The organism is Natribaculum luteum (assembly GCF_023008545.1).
Lineage (GTDB): Archaea > Halobacteriota > Halobacteria > Halobacteriales > Natrialbaceae > Natribaculum > Natribaculum luteum.
Genome location: NZ_CP095397.1, coordinates 20,423 through 37,397 on the forward strand (window position 1 = coordinate 20,423; position 16,975 = coordinate 37,397).

Genomic DNA, 16,975 nt, shown 5'->3' on the forward strand with positions numbered 1-16,975 from the left:
GGGGGCATAAAAAGCGTTCCCGCAGCGGGGCGAAAGTGGACTGAGGACGACTCGAGCGTCACCGCAGTCAGTGGACCCGCCCCGTCGACTCGATTCGTTCCGGTCTGCTCCAGACGGGCTCGAGATACCGTGGAGAAATGTATTGAACGCTGGTATTCGATATCGAAAGAACTAGTCCCTCAGTGATAAACTTCGTTCGTCCCGAGGAAATAACTGTTGTTAGCGCATCATATGCTCTATGGGTGGTGAGGCCGACTGGGGGACCATGTTCGAGGCACTCAAAAACGTCTATCGACGGCGACTGCTGGTCGAACTCTTCGAGCGCAACCCCCAGGAAGACCGCGTAATCGTCCCCGAGGGCGTTCACGCTGGCGAAAAGGAACTCTCTGCGCTACAGACGAAGTTCGTTCACACGCACCTCCCCCTGCTCGAGCAGGCGGGATACGTCACCTGGGACAGAGAGAGCCACGAGGTCACCAGAGGGCCGGAGTTCGACGAGATTCGGCCGTTCCTCGAGTTGATCGAGGATCACCGCGACGAACTCCCGTCGGGCTGGATCTGACCGATCGCCGTCGGTTCTGGTCGGACGCGTCGTCCAACGACAGCCACGACTCTCGTTTGCGATATCGACGGCGCTATCGCGCGTCCGGCTCTGGCCGCTCGTCCAGCGTGACGGTTTCCGTCGTCTGCTCGCCGTCGCGGACGACGGTCACTTCGACGTCGTCACCCGGCGACGTCTCGGTCGCGAGGTAACTGCCGAGTTCCTCACCGTTTCGGATCTCCCGGTCGTCGATTTCGACGATGACGTCGCCGCCGACGGGCACCTCCTGGCCGGATACCGTCTCGGTACCGGTCGACTCCTCGAGCGCGTCCGCCGACGGTCCGTCGGGGACGGTCGCCTGGACGTAGACGCCGTTCGTCCGCTCGAGGCCGTTCGCTTCGGCCAGCGTCGGCGTCACATCGATCGTCTGCACTCCGAGATACGGGTGAGCGTAGTCGCCGTCTTCGATCAGCGCCGGGACGACGCGCTCGACGAGCGACGGGCCGATGGCGAAACCGAGGTTCTCGCCGCCGCCGGCGCTGTTGACGCCGACGACCGTCCCGTCGCAGGTGACGAGCGGGCCACCGCTGTTGCCGGGGTTGATCGGCGCGTCGGTCTGGACCGTGTTCGGGATCAGAAAGCCCTGCTGGCTGGGGATCGAGCGGTCGACTGCACTGACGATCCCCTCGGTGATCGTCCCCTGGAGGCCGAACGGACTGCCGAGTGCGGCCACCCGTTCGCCCGGCTGGGGCGGTTGCGCGACGATCTGGAGTGCGTCTGCGGATTCGGGTGGATCGTCGACGGCGACGACCGCGAGGTCGCTGCCGACGTCGGTGCCGACGACGTCGCCCTCGCGCGAGACGCCGTTGCTGAACTCGATCGTCACCTGGTCTTGCTCCCTGACGACGTGCTGGTTCGTGACGACGGAGGCCGTCTCGTTCTCGAGGTCGTAGACGAATCCCGACCCGAGTCCGCCGCCGCGGGGGTCGTCATCGGTCGTCGTTCCGACCTGTACCTGGACGACCGACGTGATGGTCTCCTCGTACAGGTCGGTGTAGTTACACGCCGTCGCGTCGTCGTCAGTGACGGTGTCGTTATTCTGCTGCAGTCGCGCGTCTTCGTTCGATACCGGTCGTACAGCCATACTCGGAATCGTTCCCGCGAAGAGCAACAGCACGGCCAGGAGAACGACGGTCGGCACGGATCGTTTCATACCACCAAAAGAAGCGCCGAGATCGGAATAAAACGGGTCGATCGTTGTCCCCGGAACGACGTCCGTTGTTCGAGTGCGCCGCACCGATTCACCTCTCGGCCGGGCGAATCGAGCGCGATCCGCTATTGAACGTTTCATCACGGCCCGGGTGTCGATTATTCCGCCGCAGATCGCGAAAGATCTCATTACCGCTGGTTCAACGTGAATTTATCTCGAGTCGAGCTCGATCCCCACACCGAAACTGGCTTCGGCGGCGGCGTCTACCGACCGCGCATGCACGTCGTCGTCAACGCCGCGATGAGCGCGGACGGAAAACTCTCCTCGAGACGTCGCGAGCAGATCGCGATCAGTGGTCCCGACGACTTCGCGCGCGTCGACCGCCTGCGCGCGGACAGCGACGCGGTCGTCGTCGGCGTCGGGACCGTCCTCGCCGACGATCCACACCTCACGCTCGACGACGCCGACCTGCGAACGCGCAGACTCGAGGCGGGCGAGCCCGAACACCCGGCTCGCGTCGTCGTCGACTCGCGGGCACGGACCCCGACGGACGCGCGAATCCTCGACGACGCGGCGACGACCTACCTGCTCGTCAGCGAGGCGGCGAGCGTCGAACGCCGGGCCGAACTCTCCCGGGCAGGCGTCGAGTTCGTCACCGCCGGCGAGACGCGGGTCGACCTCCTGCGGGCGTTCGCCGCCCTCGAGCGGGAGGGACTCGAGGAGATCATGGTCGAGGGCGGCGGCGAACTGATCTTCTCGCTGTTCGAGGCCGGCCTTGTCGACGAGTGCTCGGTGTTCGTCGGGCCGACAGTCATCGGCGGCCGCGACGCGCCGACGCTGGCCGACGGCGAGGGATTCGTCGAACGGTTCCCGCGGCTCGAGCTCGAGGGGCTCGAACGGATGGACGGCGGCGCGTTGCTGCGCTGGTCCGTCGCGGACGACGACTGATCCCGCACCAGCCGTCAGTTCTCGTGGTGGCCGTCGAAAAATGCCCGGAGCGCCTCGCGAACGAAGTCGTCGACGCGCGCCCGGTCGACGCTCCGACCCGCGTGCTCGGCTGGATCGATCGCCGACAGTCGAACCTCGCCCGGGTCGAACAGCCGACCGACGACGGCGTCGCCCTCGCCGCGGCGCTTACGCTCGACGAGATCCCGCGTTCGCTCGACGAACTCCGGATCGAACCGTTCGCCGTGTTCCTCGAGAAAACGCGGGAAGTCGAGCGTCGGGAACGCGTGAGTCTCGCGGACGTACATCGCGTAGAGGACGGCACGGGCGACGTAGAGGTGGCGTTTGACTGTCCGATCCGTCGCGCCCTCCTCGTACTCGCCGGCCGGGACCGTCAGCGGGTCGTGATCGTCGCGGTCGTCGCCGTCGCCTGCCGGCCGAACCAGGTACTCGTCGTCGCGTTCGTCGAGGACGAGGTAGGCGAGGTCGCCGTCCTCGAGCAGTCGCCCCTGGAGGTACTTGCGGTACTGTCTCCGGGCGAGCGACCGGTAGTGGTGATAGAGCGCGATCGGGGCGAACGAGTCGCCGACGTCGTCCTCGAGTCGTTTCAGCGGCTCGAACTCGCGGTAGCGAAGCGGGCTGTGGAGGAACTCGAAGGCGGTCGGGTTGGAGTCGACGACCAGTTCGGCGAACCGGCGGACGTTCCAGCCGTGACACTCGACGTCGCCGACGGCATCGTCGAGCGACGTCTCGTAGCCGTCGAGCGTCGCGTACTCGAGTGGATGCTGGGCGAACAGCACCGTCACGTCGTAGTCGCTGTCGGCGTCGGCGAGGTTCAAGGCGCGGCTGCCGACGTCGCGGGCGGCGACGACGGCGACGCCGTGGCGGGCTTCGAACGTCTCGAGTGCGGCCGTCACCGAGGAGTTTGCCATGCTGTGGCGTGATTCACGTCCGGGGGTGAACTGTCCTGCGATCACCTCACGAACACTCAGGCGATTCAAAACAGCTTTGTGACACACTTCGAACCGATCGGTATGAGCCACGACCGCGTCCGTTCGATCGCCCGATCGTACTTCGACGACCGAGTGTCGCCTGCCCACGACTGGCACCACGTCGAACGGGTGGCGTCGCTCGCCCGGCGTCTCGTGGCGGATCGGTCGGACGTCGACGGGGACGTCCTCGAGTTCGCCGTCTTGCTCCACGATATCGGTCGGCCCAAAGAGGACGCCGGCGAGATCGACGATCACGCCGCGTGGGGCGCTCGAGAGGCCCGCCGGATCCTCGAGGAGTTGGCAGTCGACGACGAGCGGATCGACGCCGTCTGCCACTGCGTTCGGGCACACCGGTACTCGAACGACGTCGAGCCGACGACGGCCGAAGCGCGGCTCCTCTCGGACGCGGACAACCTCGATGCCCTCGGCGCGGTCGGCGTCGCCAGGGCCTTCTCCTACGGCGGAGAGTACGGAGCGCCGATCCACGATCCCGACCATCCGATCGACGCCGACGAGTCGGCAGCTGTACGGACGAGCGTGAACCACCTGCGAACGAAGATCCTCGACCTCCCCGAGCGAATGTACACCGACGCGGGACGGGAACTGGCCGAGCAGCGACAGGCGTTCGTCCGCGAGTACCTCGAGCAACTCGAGGCAGAACTCACAGGTCGGCGGTGAGAGTTCGGAGAACGGTCAGTGACCGCTCGCTCGCCGGTGACGACGGTAGACGACGCCGCCGAGCAGCGAGACGGCGACGACGCCGAACAGCGGACGGAGCGGATCGAAGTAGGTCATCAGCGCCGAGGAACTGAACAGCGCGAGCAGGAAGGCGTTACAGGTCGGGCAGGCGACCGCGAAAAAGCCCCCGATCGTGCCGGCGTACGCACACCGGTCGCCGGAGCACTCCTCGAGCGTCGACCGCTGGATCACGTAGACGCCGGCCAGGATCGAGGTGAGCACGAGAAAGAGGTAGTCGAGCGGCGTCCGGGGGACCATCCGGATGTAGAGCGGATTTGGAACGAGGTCGGAGACGACTCCGAAGAGCAGAAAGACGCCGACGCTGACGGCGAGGCCCCTCGCGAGCTGCGTGCGTGTGAGATCCATCGTCCGTCCCGTTCTTTCTGCTGTGGGAATATATCGGCTGTGAAAGTCGCCGACGTGACAGCTCTCTGCGACACGGTATCGAATCGAAACCGGCCCGACCTGCCGGGTCGAGAAGGGCTTTTTGCCGGGGTTTACTACCACCCGTAGGTTCTCGTGGTTCGGAAACTCCCCAATCCGTTCCGGCTGGTGATCCTCTGGATCGGGTTCGCGCTCGCACGCCTCGGCCTGATCGAGCGAGAGCGGGCGCGCCGGACCACGGATCTCGCCTGGCCGCGAATCGTGACCGGGCTGGCCCGGATGTCGAAAAACGCCGTCGACGTCGCGATGGTCGGAATCGCCGTCGGATCGGCAGCGATCGCCGGCGTCGGCTTCGCCTCTCCGTTCTGGGGGCTCGCGTTCTCCGTCGGCGGCGGCGTCGCCGGCGGCACCATCGCGCTCGTCTCCCAGCGCTACGGCGCGTCGGCTTACGACGAACTGGGACAGGCCGTCCGCTCGAGCACCGTCCTCGTCGTCGCGATCTCGCTGCCGATCACGGCGACGTTCTGGCTGTACCCGACGGAACTGCTCTCGCTGATCAGCGACGACCCGGAGGCGGTCCCGCTCGGTGCGGCGTACCTGCGGGTCGTCGGATTCGGCATTCCCTTCGCCGGGCTCAACCTCATCGGCAGTCGAACGTTCGTCGGGATGGACGACGCCTGGACGCCGATGGTGCTCCGGGCGGGTGGCGCGATCGCGAACGTCGCGATCAACGCCGTGTTGATCTTCGTGCTCGACCTCGGCGTCACCGGGGCGGCGCTCGGGACGGTCCTGTCGAACGTCGTCGTGACGGCGGCGTTCGCGGCCGGGCTGGTCGCGGGACGACTCCCCGGGATGGGGACGTTTCCCGTGCAGATCGATCCGTTCGGTTCATACCTCCACGGCGAGACGATCCGGGACCTGATCACGATCGGACTGCCCGTGATGGGGACCAACCTCGTCTGGACGATGGCCGAGTTCCCGATGCTCGCGATCGTCGACATCTTCGGTCAGGATACCGTCGCCGCGTACGTCATCGCACGGCGGATCTGGGGGCTGATGAACACCCCCGGCTGGGGGTTCGGGCTCGCGTCCTCGAGTCTGGTCGGCCAGGAACTCGGCGCGAACGACGAGCACACCGCGGAGGAGTACGGCCACGAGATCATCCGGTTCGCCGTCGCCGTCTACCTCGTGTCGGCGGCCATCGTCTTCGTCTTCGCGGAGCCGATCACGCTCGCCTTCACCGACGACCCCTCGGAGCTGTCGATCCCGACCGCGGTATCGCTCGTCCACGCGGCCTGTGCTGCCATCACGTTACGTGCGGTATCGGGCGCGGCGGCCGGCCCGCTCAACGCCAGCGGCGACACCCGCTGGCCGTTCTACAGCCAGGCGCTCGGGATGTTCGGCGTCGCGATCCCGGTCGCCTACCTCGGTGCGGCCGGCCTGACGATCCCGCCGATCGGCCCGATCCCGCTCCTCGAGGTGGCCGTCCCCGGGTTGACGATCCCGGCGTTCGGGATCGCGGGTCTTTACCTCGCCTTCCTTGCCGAGACGGCCGTCCCCGCCGCGATCAACTACTACCGGTTCTCGACCGGCAAGTGGAAAACGATCAGCCGGTCGTACCGGCCGGAAGCGCCGGCGGACGACTGATCGTCACCCCGCCGGTGTCGCGGGTTCGCTGATTCTATATGCACGGTTCCGCAACGATCGACGAGATGGACGCATCGGAGACGACTGACGAACGCAACCCGAAAGCGCCCGACGGCGGTCGGACAGTCGACGGCCACAGCGCGACGCGAGTCGGCGTCGACGTCGGCGGCACGTTCACCGACGTCGCGCTGTCGGTCGACGACCGACTCGTGACCGCGAAGGTGCCCACGACCGACGACCAGAGCGTCGGCGTCCTGGCGGGCATCGACAAGGCCTGCGAGCGAGCGGGCATCGACCCCGGCGAGATCGACGAGTTCGCCCACGCGATGACCGTCTCGGTGAACGCCCTGCTCGAGCGCGACGGCGCGCGCACCGCGCTGGTCACGACCGAGGGGTTCCGGGACGTCCTCGAGATCGGCCGACAGGACCGACCCGACCTGTACGACCTCGAGGTCGAGAAACCCGAGCCACTCGTTCCGCGGCAGCGTCGCTTTACGGTCGACGAGCGGACGACGCCCGACGGCGTCGAACGGCCGGTCGACACGGAGGATGTTCGCGACCTCGCGGCGACCCTGCGCGAGCGCGACGTCGAGAGCGTCGCCGTCTGCCTGCTGCACGCCTACGCGGACCCCGAGAACGAACGGCTCGTCGCAGAGACGCTCCGGGAGGAACTCGACGTTCCAGTCTCCGCCTCCCACGAGGTCCTCGCGGAGTTTCGCGAGTACGAACGGACGTCGACGACCGCCGTCGACGCCTACGTTCGTCCGGCGATCGACAGCTACGTCGGCCGCCTCGTCGACGAGGCGACGGCGGTGGGGATCCCGTCCCCGCGGATCATGCAGACAAACGGCGGCATCGCCGGCCCTGAGACGGTCCGCGAACGGGCCGTGACGACGACGATGTCCGGCCCGGCCGCGGGCGTCGTCGGTGCCGCGGCGACCGTCGCCGACGACGACGTCGAGGGACTCGTCACCTTCGACATGGGCGGCACCTCGAGTGACGTCAGCCTCGTCCGCGACGGCGAGGCCGAGCGGACGACCGACTCGGAGATCGCTGACCTCCCGATCCGCACGCCGATGGTCGACGTGAACACCGTCGGCGCGGGCGGCGGTTCGGTCGCCTGGGTCGACGCGGGTGGGGCACTCCGAGTCGGCCCCCGGTCGTCGGGTGCCCAGCCCGGTCCCGCCTGCTACGGCCGCGGCGGGACGGAACCCACCGTCACGGACGCCAACGTCGTGCTCGGCTACATCGGCCCCGAGACGGCACTCGGCGGCGAGATGACCTTGGACGTCGAGGCGGCCCACGACGCCCTCGAGCGACTGGCCGACGAGGCCGGCCTCGAGGACGCGCTCGAGGCGGCCCGCGGCGTCTACCGCGTGGCGAACGCGACGATGACCCGGACGATCCGCTCGGTGACGGTCGAGCGCGGCCACGACCCGCGCGGGTTCGCACTCGTCGCGTTCGGCGGTGCCGGGCCGATGCACGCCGCGGCGCTCGCCGAATCGCTCGAGGTCGACCGCGTCGTCGTCCCGCGACCGAGCGGCGTGCTCTCGGCGTTTGGCCTGCTGGCAGCCGACGAGAGCTACGACGCCGTCCGCACCGTGGGCGTCGACCTCGCCGAGGCAGACCGCGACCGACTCGAGGACGTCTACGAGGGGCTCGTCGCAGACGTCCTCGCCGACGCATCCGACCCCGACGACGCCGTCGTCGAACGCGCAGCGGACTGTCGGTACGATGGACAGAGCTTCGAGTTGACCGTCCCGGTCGACGAGCCCGTCGACGCGGCGGCGGTCGAAGAGCGGTTCCACGCCGCCCACGAGCGGGCGTACGGCTACGCGATGGACGAGGCCGTCGAGGTCGTCAACCTGCGTGCGACGGCGACCGTTTCCGGCGTCGAGCCGGTGGTCCGCCACGACGGCGGCGGCGACACTCGCATCGACACTCGGGAGGCGCACTTTCCCGACCACGGTCCGCGAGAGACGGCCGTCTACGACCGCGACCGACTCGAGTCCGGCGCGACCGTCGACGGCCCCGCGATCCTGGAACAGGCGGAGAGTACGACCGTCGTCCCGCCGGCGTGGTCGGGCGACGTGCTGGCCGACGGCACGCTCGTGATGACTCGCGAGGAGGGAGCCGACCGATGACGACCGACGAGCTCGATCCCGTGACCCTGGAGGTACTGCGCAACCAGCTCGAGAGCGTCGCCGAGGAGATGGGCCAGACCCTGATCCGCGGGGCCTACTCGCCGAACATCAAGGAACGCCGGGACTGCTCGACGGCGCTGTTCGACCGCGAGGGGCGGATGATCGCCCAGGCCGAACACATCCCGGTCCACCTCGGCGCGATGCCCGAGGCGGTCGACGCCGTCCGCGAGCACGATCCAGAGCCGGGCGACGTGTTCGTCCTCAACGATCCGTTCACCGGCGGGACGCACCTGCCGGACGTGACGATGGTCTCGCCGCTCGCGCCGGACGGCGAGATCGTCGGCTACGCCGTCTCGAGGGCCCACCACGCCGACGTCGGCGGGATGGCCCCCGGCAGCATGCCCGCGGGCGCACGGGAGATCTATCAGGAGGGACTTCGACTCCCCCCGATCCGGCTGGTCGAGGACGGCAAGATCCGCGAGGACGTCCGCTCGCTCGTGCTCGCGAACGTCCGCAACCCGCGCGAGCGCCGGGCCGACCTGCGCGCCCAGCTGGCGGCGAACGAACGCGCGGAACGGCGTCTCGCCTCGCTGTTCGACGAGCACGGCCGCGAGACTGTCCTGCGGGGATTCGACGCCGTGATCGACTACTCCCGGGAGCGGATCGCCGACGAGATCGAAACGCTGCCGGACGGAACGTACGAGGCGAGCGACGTCCTCGAGGGCGACGGGATCACCGACGAGGACGTCGAAATTTCGACGGCGGTGACGATCGACGGCGCGACGATCACCGTCGACTTCTCGGGGACCGCACCGGAGGTCGAGGGGAACCTCAACGCGCCGCTTTCGGTGGCCAAAAGCGCCGTCTACTTCGTCGTGCGCTGCGTCACCGATCCCGAGATCCCGCCGAACCACGGCTGTTACGACCCCGTGAGCGTGGACGCGCCCGAGGGGTCGCTGCTGAATCCGACGCCGCCCGCGGCGGTCGTCGGCGGCAACGTCGAGACCAGCCAGCGCGTCACCGACGTCGTCTTCACCGCCCTCGCGGCGGCCGCGCCCGACCGCGTGCCGGCGGACGGGCAGGGCACGATGAACAATCTGACTGTCGGCGCGCGAGACGGCACGTTCACCTACTACGAGACGATCGGCGGCGGCTTCGGCGCTCGCGCCGAGCGCGACGGCATGGACGGCGTCCAGGTCGGGATGACGAACACGCTCAACACGCCAGTCGAATCGATCGAGACCGAGTACCCGATGCGCGTCGAGCGGTACGCGCTGCGTCCGGACAGCGGCGGTCGCGGCCGGTTCCGGGGCGGACTCGGCCTCGAGCGCGCCGTCACCGTCGAAACGGACGCGACGGTCTCGCTGCTCACCGAACGCCGTCGACACGCGCCGAAAGGCGTCGCCAGCGGCGAGGACGGCGCGACGGGACAGAACCTGATCGACGGCGAGGAGGTCCCGGCGAAGACGACCGTCGACGTCCCCGCCGGTACGACGGTGACGGTCCGAACGCCTGGCGGCGGCGGTCACGGCGATCTCGCCGAACGCGATCCGGCGGCGCTCGAGGCCGATCGGCTGGATGGAAAGGTGACCGACGACGGCGAGACGTAACGTCCACCGACGGGATCAGTCGGCGTGCTGTTCGGCCGTTCCCGACCGGTCGACTCGCAGCGGATCGTTCGACGTCGCGGTCACCAGCCGAAGGAACGTGCCGGCGTTCGTGAGAAGTTTGTTCTCCGCCTTGCGAAGGTGTTCTTCGTACGTCGATCGGGCGACGGCCGTCCGGCCGGCCAGCTCGCGAAGCGACGTCTGTCGCGGCTGCTCGTAGTAGCCGCTCTCGAGCGCCAGCTGTAACGCCGCGAGCTGTCGGTCGGTGAGCCCCTCGAACAGCTGATCGACCGGGGCTAGCATACTGTGTGGGATCTGCTGTTCCGCGATGGCAGTCTTGGCGAGGACGTCGACGTGCCGGTCGTCCTCGAGGTCACGGAGCAGCGCTCGAGCGTCGCCCTCGTCGAACGCGATCACCGTGTAGTGCTCCCACCCCTGGCGGTGAATCGTCGGCGGCTGGTACAGGCAGTTGTACTCCTCGAACCGGTCGATGATCGACTCCTCGAGCGAACAGAGACACGACTGGGTGACGACGTGCAGTCCGGACTCGTCGACCGAGCGGTGGAGAATCGTCCCCAGCCCGTCGATCTCCTCGAGGAGGTCGTCCGTCGGCGCTTCCGAGGACGTGATCTCGAGCACCTGGCACTCGCTCAGGTACCACTCGCGTATCGTGAGATCCGGGTAGCGTTCTGAGATCTCCCGGTAGGGGCACTCGTGTTTCACCCGGAACGAGGCCTCGTAGAGGCTCATACGACGACGTTTGGCCTCGAGTCGATTAACGGTGCCGGTCATGTCCGGCAGCACCTACATCTGGATCTCGTTCGTACTGGTGGACAACGATGACAGGAATCCGCGAAGACGGAGCGTCGTCCGACCGCGAGTCAGGTCCGAATTACCGCGTCGTCCATCCTCGAGCCGAGAGCCGATCGCCGCGTCGTCGAGTAACCAATGAGTGAGCAGACCGAGCTGAGACAGGGAATCCGCGAGCACCTCGGACAGTTCTCGCTGCACGTCCTGCTGGTGTTTGCGACCGGGCTGACGATCGGGTCGGAGCGGACCGTCGTCCCCGTTCTGGGTGAGGACGTTCTCGGCGTCGAGTCGTTCCTGGTTATCGGCTCGTTCGTCGTCTCCTTCGGGTTCGTCAAGGCCCTGCTCAACCTCTACGCCGGCAAGTGGGGCGAGGAGTACGGCCGCAAGCCGGTGCTCGTCGCCGGCTGGCTCACCGCGTTGCCGATCCCGGTGATCCTCATCTTCGCGCCCAACTGGTGGTGGATCACCGCGGGGAACATCCTGCTGGGTATCAACCAGGCGCTGACCTGGAGTATGGCGATCAACGCCAAGATCGACCTCGCCGGTCCCGACCAGCGCGGGCTGGCCGTCGGCATCGACGAGGCCTTTGGCTACACCGGCGTCGCCGTCGGTGCCTGGATCACGGGCGTCATCGCCGGCCAGACGAACCTCCGGCCGGAGCCATTCTACTTCCTGGCCGCCGTCGTGGTTCTGGCGTTCCTGATCTCGATCTTCCTCATCAAGGAAACCGTCCAGTTCGCACAGATGGAAGGCGACGACGACCACCACGACGCGAACCTCCCGTTCGACGAGGTGCTGAAGCGGGCGACCTACGGCGATCGGACGCTGTTCGCGGCGGCCCAGGCCGGCCACATCGAGAACTTCGTGGACACGCTGTTCTGGATCGCCGTGCCGCTGTATCTCACGAGTCAGGACCTCGCGATCGAAGCCGTCGGGGTCGTCGTCGGCGTCCACAGCGCGATGTACTTCCTCCAGATCGCCACTGGTGGTCTCGCCGACCGTATCGGGCGACGCCCGCCCGTCGTCGCAGGAATGTTCCTCGCCGGCGCGGGCGTCCTCGGAATGGTGCTCGTCGACGGCTACCTCCCGTGGGCGATCATGGCGGCCGCCTCCGGACTTGGAATGGCGTTGCTCTACCCAAACCTGATGACGGTGCCCGGCGACGCGGCCCACCCGACCTGGCGGTCGGCCGGCATGGGCGTCTACCGGATGTGGCGCGACGCCGGCTACGGCGTCGGCGCGATCCTGATCGGCCTCTCGATGGAGTTCGTAAACGCCGAGGCCGCCTTCTACATGACCGCGGTCGCGATGTTCGTCTCCGGGGCGATCGTCTACCTGTGGATGGAAGAGACCCACCCCGACTTCGGCACCCACGAACCGCCCGCGCCCGCGCCGGAGACGCCGACGCAGGCGACGGCCGAAGACTGATCTGCCTGCTGTGCCTGTCTCCCGGCAGGACACGACGGGGCCGCCTATCGGTCTCTTCCGAGACGACGAGTTCTGTCAGGCGTGCTTTTATTATACCACATACACATATCGTTCTATGAAGGATTCGAAAACGGCTGTGATCGTTATCGACCTCCAGGAGGAGTATTTCGACGAGGACCGCCCGTGGTACGTCCCGAACGGTGACCGCGTACTGGAAAACTGCCAGCGAATCCTCGAGCGCGCTCGAGAGTTAGACGTCACCGTCGTCCATGCTCGCCACGTCCAGCCCACACGGGACGCTCCGGTGTTTGCGTGGGGTACCGAAAACTCGAAGATTATCGACGACATCGACATCAGAGACGACGAATACCTGCTGACGAAGACGAAACCGAGCTGTTTCCAGGATACCCGACTCGAGGCCATTCTCAAACGGAACGGAATCGAAAACGTCGTCTGTACCGGCCTCCTGTCGTTCGTCTGCGTCGATACGACTGCTCGGGAGGCCGATGCGCGTGGCTACGACGCGACGTACGTCACCGACGCCACCGCCGCGTTCCCCATCGACGGACTGGATCCCGAAGCACTCACCGAAACCATCGCCACGATCCACGACGTGATCTTCTCGGACGTCGTCGAAACCCAGGACGTCGTCGACCGACTCGAGTCCGACGAGGCTGCCGCCTAGTCGAGCACCGCCCTGAACGGCCATCGAGCAACCTGGCCACTGTCGAAAGGCAACTTTACGGGGACGGAGACCGTCACTCGTTGTAGATGACAGACGACGGCTGGTCACCCGACTGTCCGCACCCGTCGAAGGCGTCCGCCCGGGCGACGACGAGGTCTGCGTCGCCTGCAGTCGTCGTCCGTAGCACGTCGGGGGTGAGCGACCCGTGACCGACGTCAGCGTCGCCGACGCCGTCGACGCGTACATCGAGCGCAAGGCCGTCGGCGATCCCGACGGTCCCGGTGCCGGGGCCTACGTGTCCAACGCGGAGTCGATCCTGCGGCGGTTCAGCGAGTGGCTCGAGCACGAACACGGCGTCACCTCGCTGTTCGCACTCGAGGTCGAACACATGCGCTCGTACGCCCGCGAACTCGACGAGCGGACCGACCGCGGCGAGTACACGGCCTCGACGGCCAGCACCTACTTCGCCGTCGTCCGCGCCTTTCTCTCGTGGTGTGTCAGTGGCGGCATCCTGGAGACGAACCCCGCCGCGACGGAGGCCGCGACGGAGGCGCTTCCGACCGAGACCGACCGCTCCGAGGGACAGTTCTGGACGCCCGAGAAGCGCCGCGCGCTCGAGACCTACGTCAGAGAGCGCACGCTCGAGGCCGCAGACGCCGACCGCAGCGAGCGACTGCGTCGGCTGCGCGAGTACGCGATGGTCGTGATGCTCGCCCACACCGGAGTTCGGAGCGCCGAACTCTTTCGCGTCCCCGAGGACGATCGCCGGACCGGCGCGACCTGGGACGACGTCGACTTCTACACCGGCACGATCCGCGTCCTCGGCAAGTCACAGCGACTCGAGGACGTCCCACTGCCGGCGGCCGCCCGGACGCCCTTGCGCCGGTATCGCGTCGTCCTCGATCCGCCGTCGAACGAGTGGCCGCTGTTCCCGACCCGTCACGCGCCGTCGATCGCGCGGCGCGTCCGCTCTGTCCTCCGCGAGCGTGGCCACGACGAGGCGGAGATCGAGACGCTCCTCGAGGAACGGACGGCGAGCGAACTCGCCCGCGAGCGGTCGATCGCGCCCCCGGCGATCACGACGGAAGGGGCTCGCTCGATCCTGAAACGGCTCTGTGAGGACGCGGCCGTCGACATCGACGGCGACTACCTCAAACCGCGGGGGGCGCGGCGCGGCCTCGGCGAGGACCACTACCGCCGGGACGCGTCGACGACGCGGACGGCGTTGCGCGAGACGATACACGAACAGTCGGTCGTCGTCGCCGACCAGCGACCACCGGGATCAACCGACGACGGCAGGCGATCACCCGACGAGCGGGACGAGGAGTGAGACGGTCTGCTGGACCGATTTCCCGGCACGACCGCAGGCGGTTCGCGGTTGCTCAGACAATGACTTACAGCGGTCCGTACGAGTCGCGGTCGCGACCGGCGGCTGACTACTGCGAGGTGCCGACTGCTCGCGCCCGGGGACGGCGACCGTCTCGCGTCTGCGAGACGAGGACGTCCGCGACGAACGATGCCACGTCGATCTTCTCCTCGAGGAGGCGCTCGCGTCGTCTGCGCCACGTCTCGGCGAGCGTCGGGTCGGAGACGAGCCGCGAGACGAGGTCGATCGCCTCCTCCTCGTCGGCGGTCGACCGGAGCAGTCCGTACTCCTCCTCGAGTTCGACGAAGTTGCTCATGTCCGTCTCGGGGTCGGCGAACGACTGGACGCGGACGGCCGGCGTCCCGAGGACGGCCGCCTCGGTGGCCATCGTCGCGGAGTCGCCGGCGTAAAAGTCGGCGTAGTACAGCAGGTCGTGGACGAGGTGTGGCGGGATCGGCTGGCGGTGCTGCTCGAGGTTCGACGGGAGGTCGTCGGAACTGGTGATGTAGACCTCGCCGTAGTCGTCGAGCAGCGAGACGAGACGTCGTTTCCCGGCCGGTGAGAGGCCGGCCTCACCGACGTCGTGGAGCGCGTCCCACTTCTTGAAGCGCAGCAGAGAGAAACGCTCGTCGGGTTCGACGCCGTGTTCGCGCAATCGGTCCGGCGACGGGTCGAACCGGTCGGGATGGAGGTACGCGAGTTCCTGGTAGCCCTCGTAGCGGACGTGTTTGTCCCCGTAGTGGTCGCCGAACCGCGCTGGCGTACAGACCACGTGAGCGAACGGCGTCGTGATCCGGTGGGACGTGATGCCCTCGTTGTCGACGAAGACGACGCTTCGCGCGCCGACCAGCGGTGCCACGTGCGAGACGGCGACGCCGCCGATGGCCGTCATCACGTCGGGATCGATCTCGCGAGCCCGCCGAAAGAGCCGGTATTCGTAGGTCGCCTGGACTTTCGCCAGCTCGAGCAGCGAGTCCTGGGGACCCGCGAGCACCTCGTGTGGGATGCCGTACTCCCGCAACAGCGGAACCGCGAGATCGTTCTCGCGGGCGAAGACGAACACGTCGTGGCCCCGGTCCTCGAGGATGTCGATCGCGTTCCGGTAGAAGTGAACGTGTGCTGGATGCTGGATCGTGACGATGACTCTCATTCGACTCTCACCACCAGATCCTCGTTTTCCTCGCGGTCGAACGTCATCGCGAGCAGGATCGAGAGCGCGGCGTGGGTCAGGAGGACGATCGGCGTCAGCGGTCCCGCGTCGGTCCCCCCGTCCATTCGACGGCCGAACGCGGCGGCGAGGCCGGCGAGTGCGACCGCACCGCTCGCAACTCCGACCGCGTACAGCAACGCCAGCGGGTGGAAGTCGGTCAGCAGATACCTGACCGACAGCCGCCGGGCGAACCGCCGGAGCAACAGCCACGAGAGCCTCGGGACGAACGACCGGTACTGGATGTGACTCTCCTCCTCGCCGTAGACCGCCGGCATCGACACGTCGGCGATCCGCACGCCGCGCGTGTTCAGCGCAACCAGCAGGTCGTTCGAGAAGCCGTACTCCTCGTAGAGCCGCTCGAGGTCGATCCGCTCGAGCGCCTCGAGCGAGATCGCCGTGTAGCCGTTCTGGGGGTCCATCATCCGCCAGTAGCCGCTCGAGACCTTCGTCAGAAACGAGAGCGTAAGGTTGCCGAACAGCCGCCACGTCGACATCTCCGAACGGTCACGACCACCGAGTCGGTTGCCCTTGGCGTACTCGGCCCGGCCGTCGACGATCGGATCGAGGAGCCACTCGAGGTGGTCCGGGTTCATCTGTCCGTCGCCAGCCATGACGGCGGTGACGTCGACCTCGTCCTCGAGTGCGTGCTGGTAGCCGGTCTTGATCGAGCCGCCGACGCCCCGGTTTTCCTCGTGGCGGATGGGGACGACCGTCTTCCCGGAGCCGTCGGCGACGGCACCGCTGGTCTCGTCGTCCGATCGGGACGTGGTCGAGTCCTCGTCGCTCGTCGACGCCGCGACAGCGGTTCGGTTGCGGCGTCTTGCGTGACGCTCGATCTCGTCCCAGGTACCGTCGGTCGAACAGTCGTCGACCACGTAGATCCGGTCGACGAACGCGGGAATCGTGTCGATGACGTCGCCGACGAGCCCCGATTCGTTGTACGCCGGTACGACCACCGCGACGGAGTGTTCGTCGTACATGGGTCTACTCACCCCGGCGGTCCGACTGTCACCCGAATCCGATCGCCGTCCAGAACCGGCACCGTCGTCTGTCGTGTCACGTTCGCCCTCATCTGTCCCGGTAGTCCGGCCCTCGAGTGATTGTTATTCTTCACCTTTGCTGCCATAAGTCAAGAATACATTTTCGGGCAGTAGAGAACGTCTCTACGCCATCTATGTGTGGAAAACGAAAGAGTTCAAAGATATTTGATAGTATATCAGGCGGCAGGACGGAGGGTGGGTCGATCGCAGAGCGATCGAGTGCGACGG

15 protein-coding genes are annotated in these 16,975 nt (G+C 67.3%); 9 read left to right on the top strand and 6 right to left on the bottom strand.

Going from position 1 to position 16,975, the window contains the following annotated elements; translation table 11 throughout:
* Positions 1-238: 238 nt before the first annotated feature.
* Positions 239-562, top strand: a complete 324-nt coding sequence (locus MU558_RS00095; protein WP_246970791.1) for an ArsR family transcriptional regulator — start codon at positions 239-241, stop codon at positions 560-562.
* Between the two features lie 73 nt (positions 563-635).
* On the opposite strand, the gene MU558_RS00100 is transcribed toward MU558_RS00095, so the two are convergent.
* Positions 636-1,754 carry a S1C family serine protease gene (locus MU558_RS00100; protein ID WP_246970792.1) on the bottom strand — a complete coding sequence of 373 codons (1,119 nt, stop codon included), beginning with the start codon at positions 1,752-1,754 and terminating at the stop codon, positions 636-638.
* 273 nt (positions 1,755-2,027) lie between these two features.
* Between MU558_RS00100 and MU558_RS00105 the strand changes: the two genes are divergently transcribed.
* Positions 2,028-2,699 carry a 2,5-diamino-6-(ribosylamino)-4(3H)-pyrimidinone 5'-phosphate reductase gene (locus MU558_RS00105; RefSeq protein WP_246975057.1) on the top strand — a complete coding sequence of 224 codons (672 nt, stop codon included), beginning with the start codon at positions 2,028-2,030 and terminating at the stop codon, positions 2,697-2,699.
* Positions 2,700-2,713: 14 nt separating this feature from the next.
* Here MU558_RS00105 and MU558_RS00110 read toward each other — a convergent pair whose 3' ends face one another.
* Positions 2,714-3,628, bottom strand: coding sequence for a nucleotidyltransferase domain-containing protein (locus tag MU558_RS00110; protein WP_246970793.1), 915 nt, complete (start codon positions 3,626-3,628; stop codon positions 2,714-2,716).
* A gap of 102 nt (positions 3,629-3,730) precedes the next feature.
* Here MU558_RS00110 and MU558_RS00115 point away from each other — a divergent pair, with 102 nt between their 5' ends.
* Complete coding sequence (locus MU558_RS00115; protein ID WP_246970794.1) at positions 3,731-4,366, top strand: HD domain-containing protein; 636 nt, start codon at positions 3,731-3,733, stop codon at positions 4,364-4,366.
* Positions 4,367-4,381: 15 nt separating this feature from the next.
* Here MU558_RS00115 and MU558_RS00120 read toward each other — a convergent pair whose 3' ends face one another.
* On the bottom strand, positions 4,382-4,792 hold the full coding sequence (locus MU558_RS00120) for a DUF4407 domain-containing protein (protein ID WP_246970795.1): 411 nt from the start codon (positions 4,790-4,792) through the stop codon (positions 4,382-4,384).
* Between the two features lie 153 nt (positions 4,793-4,945).
* Between MU558_RS00120 and MU558_RS00125 the strand changes: the two genes are divergently transcribed.
* From MU558_RS00125 to MU558_RS00135, 3 genes are all read left to right on the top strand, one after another.
* Positions 4,946-6,457 carry an MATE family efflux transporter gene (locus MU558_RS00125; protein WP_246970796.1) on the top strand — a complete coding sequence of 504 codons (1,512 nt, stop codon included), beginning with the start codon at positions 4,946-4,948 and terminating at the stop codon, positions 6,455-6,457.
* Between the two features lie 65 nt (positions 6,458-6,522).
* Complete coding sequence (locus MU558_RS00130; protein WP_377071388.1) at positions 6,523-8,601, top strand: hydantoinase/oxoprolinase family protein; 2,079 nt, start codon at positions 6,523-6,525, stop codon at positions 8,599-8,601.
* The gene (locus MU558_RS00135) at positions 8,598-10,211 is read left to right on the top strand and encodes a hydantoinase B/oxoprolinase family protein (protein WP_246970799.1); all 1,614 of its coding nucleotides are present in this window, start codon (positions 8,598-8,600) and stop codon (positions 10,209-10,211) included. The genes MU558_RS00130 and MU558_RS00135 overlap by 4 nt, the downstream gene beginning before the upstream one ends.
* A 15-nt stretch (positions 10,212-10,226) precedes the next feature.
* Here the strand turns inward: MU558_RS00135 and MU558_RS00140 are convergent, their stop codons facing one another.
* Positions 10,227-10,958 (bottom strand): helix-turn-helix domain-containing protein, encoded by a 732-nt coding sequence (locus MU558_RS00140; protein WP_246970802.1) that lies wholly within the window; start codon positions 10,956-10,958, stop codon positions 10,227-10,229.
* A 198-nt stretch (positions 10,959-11,156) separates the two neighbouring features.
* Here MU558_RS00140 and MU558_RS00145 point away from each other — a divergent pair, with 198 nt between their 5' ends.
* From MU558_RS00145 to MU558_RS00155, 3 genes are all read left to right on the top strand, one after another.
* The gene (locus tag MU558_RS00145; RefSeq protein WP_246970804.1) at positions 11,157-12,446 is read left to right on the top strand and encodes an MFS transporter; all 1,290 of its coding nucleotides are present in this window, start codon (positions 11,157-11,159) and stop codon (positions 12,444-12,446) included.
* A gap of 115 nt (positions 12,447-12,561) precedes the next feature.
* The gene (locus MU558_RS00150; RefSeq protein ID WP_246970808.1) at positions 12,562-13,131 is read left to right on the top strand and encodes a cysteine hydrolase family protein; all 570 of its coding nucleotides are present in this window, start codon (positions 12,562-12,564) and stop codon (positions 13,129-13,131) included.
* Between the two features lie 205 nt (positions 13,132-13,336).
* A complete protein-coding gene (locus tag MU558_RS00155; protein WP_246970811.1) occupies positions 13,337-14,461 on the top strand; it encodes a tyrosine-type recombinase/integrase in 1,125 nt (374 codons plus the stop codon).
* Positions 14,462-14,567: 106 nt separating this feature from the next.
* Here the strand turns inward: MU558_RS00155 and MU558_RS00160 are convergent, their stop codons facing one another.
* Both MU558_RS00160 and MU558_RS00165 read right to left on the bottom strand, forming a co-directional pair.
* Complete coding sequence (locus MU558_RS00160; protein WP_246970815.1) at positions 14,568-15,647, bottom strand: DUF354 domain-containing protein; 1,080 nt, start codon at positions 15,645-15,647, stop codon at positions 14,568-14,570.
* Positions 15,644-16,687 carry a glycosyltransferase family 2 protein gene (locus MU558_RS00165; protein ID WP_246970817.1) on the bottom strand — a complete coding sequence of 348 codons (1,044 nt, stop codon included), beginning with the start codon at positions 16,685-16,687 and terminating at the stop codon, positions 15,644-15,646. The genes MU558_RS00160 and MU558_RS00165 overlap by 4 nt, the downstream gene beginning before the upstream one ends.
* Positions 16,688-16,975 lie beyond the last annotated feature (288 nt).